This is a genomic window from Vibrio splendidus 12E03 (assembly GCF_000272105.2).
Taxonomy (GTDB): Bacteria; Pseudomonadota; Gammaproteobacteria; order Enterobacterales; family Vibrionaceae; genus Vibrio; species Vibrio splendidus_I.
In genome coordinates this window covers 1-1325 of record NZ_AJZD02000231.1, presented here as the reverse complement: position 1 = coordinate 1325, position 1325 = coordinate 1, and the positions used below count along the sequence as shown (strand labels likewise).

1 protein-coding gene is annotated in these 1325 nt (G+C 43.5%); it reads right to left on the bottom strand.

Annotated elements, in window-relative coordinates:
* Positions 1-123: 123 nt before the first annotated feature.
* A partial coding sequence (locus tag A142_RS15220; RefSeq protein ID WP_139137182.1) for a response regulator occupies positions 124-1325 on the bottom strand: 1202 nt, incomplete at its 5' end.

Below are 1325 nucleotides of genomic sequence, written 5' to 3'. Positions count from 1 at the left end.
AGCTAATCAAACAGAACGTGAGTGGTTAGTTCGGTATAGATAGATTTAAAGCCTTTAGCTAGCTCGGTATTTCGCTATAAGAACTAAAGGCTTTGATGTTGAAGTGATATTTATAAAAGACAACTACTCAGAAGCGCCGAGCCCCTCTTTAGCTCGTTCAAAGTCATAATTATCTAACGCACTTCGAACATCTTTGAGAACAACAGAATGTGGATACTGTGCCAGTAACTCAGTCACATATTGAGTTGCATCGTTATCATAAGCATCCAGCAGTGATAGCAACTGAGCATGCTGTTCTGACGTGATGCTCGGTGAGTCAGAGGTATCAGTAATACTCGCATCGGCTTCGTCAGTACTTGTCGTATTGGATCCTTTGGCACCAGACACATCAAAGCTGCTCTCAACCGCTCTAATCAATTCGATTAACCCAAGTTCGCCTTGCTTAAGATCCTCTTCATTACACGCCTTGTTATGAGCTTTGCTTTCTAAATCTCTGAGTAACTCTGCCAATCGCAATCCACCAATCGCAGCCGCCATGCTTTTTAAGGTATGTAGATTACGCTCTAACGTCTCCCATTCGCCTTGTACTAAATTATCAAAAGCTTCCGACATCATGTCTGGCGAGCCTTGGCAGAACCTATCAAGCATTTTGGCTTGCAGCTTCACATCATGATAAGTCAGTTGTTCAAACCTCGACTGAGAGAAAACAGGCGGCTCTATGTGAGTATCGGAGTGTAATTCCGCACTCTCACCAGAATCACCCGTCTGTATCGCATCTGATGGCGCTCGCCCTTCAACTAACACCTCAGGAACAATATATCGAGTAATCAAAGACATCGCTTTATCAATAACAATTGGCTTATCCAAGAAGTCCGTGACGCCCGACGCCCTCGCTCGTTGTTTCGCATCAGCAAAAACATTGGCCGACATTGCAATAATCGGTACATCTGTATCGAATTCACGAATCAAACGGGTAGCTTCAAAGCCGTCCATAATTGGCATTTGAAGATCCATAAAGATTATTTCGTAGTCGTTGTTTTTAGCTAGTTCAAGCGCTTCCTTTCCGTTTTCAGCAAGATCGGCATTTAAATTAGAACGACTGAAAAATGCTAAGGCGAGATCTTGGTTCAGCTCATTGTCTTCAACCAATAACACTCTTTGGCCTTTGAACTCTATCTGATAATCCAACTGCAACTCTTGGGCTTTGAAATCGGCTAACGCATCCGAGCTTGATCGTGGCAATGTCAGTATAAAGGAGAACTCACTGCCTTGCCCGTAAACACTCTCTACCGTAATTTGACTGCCCATCGCATGCACTAATTTCT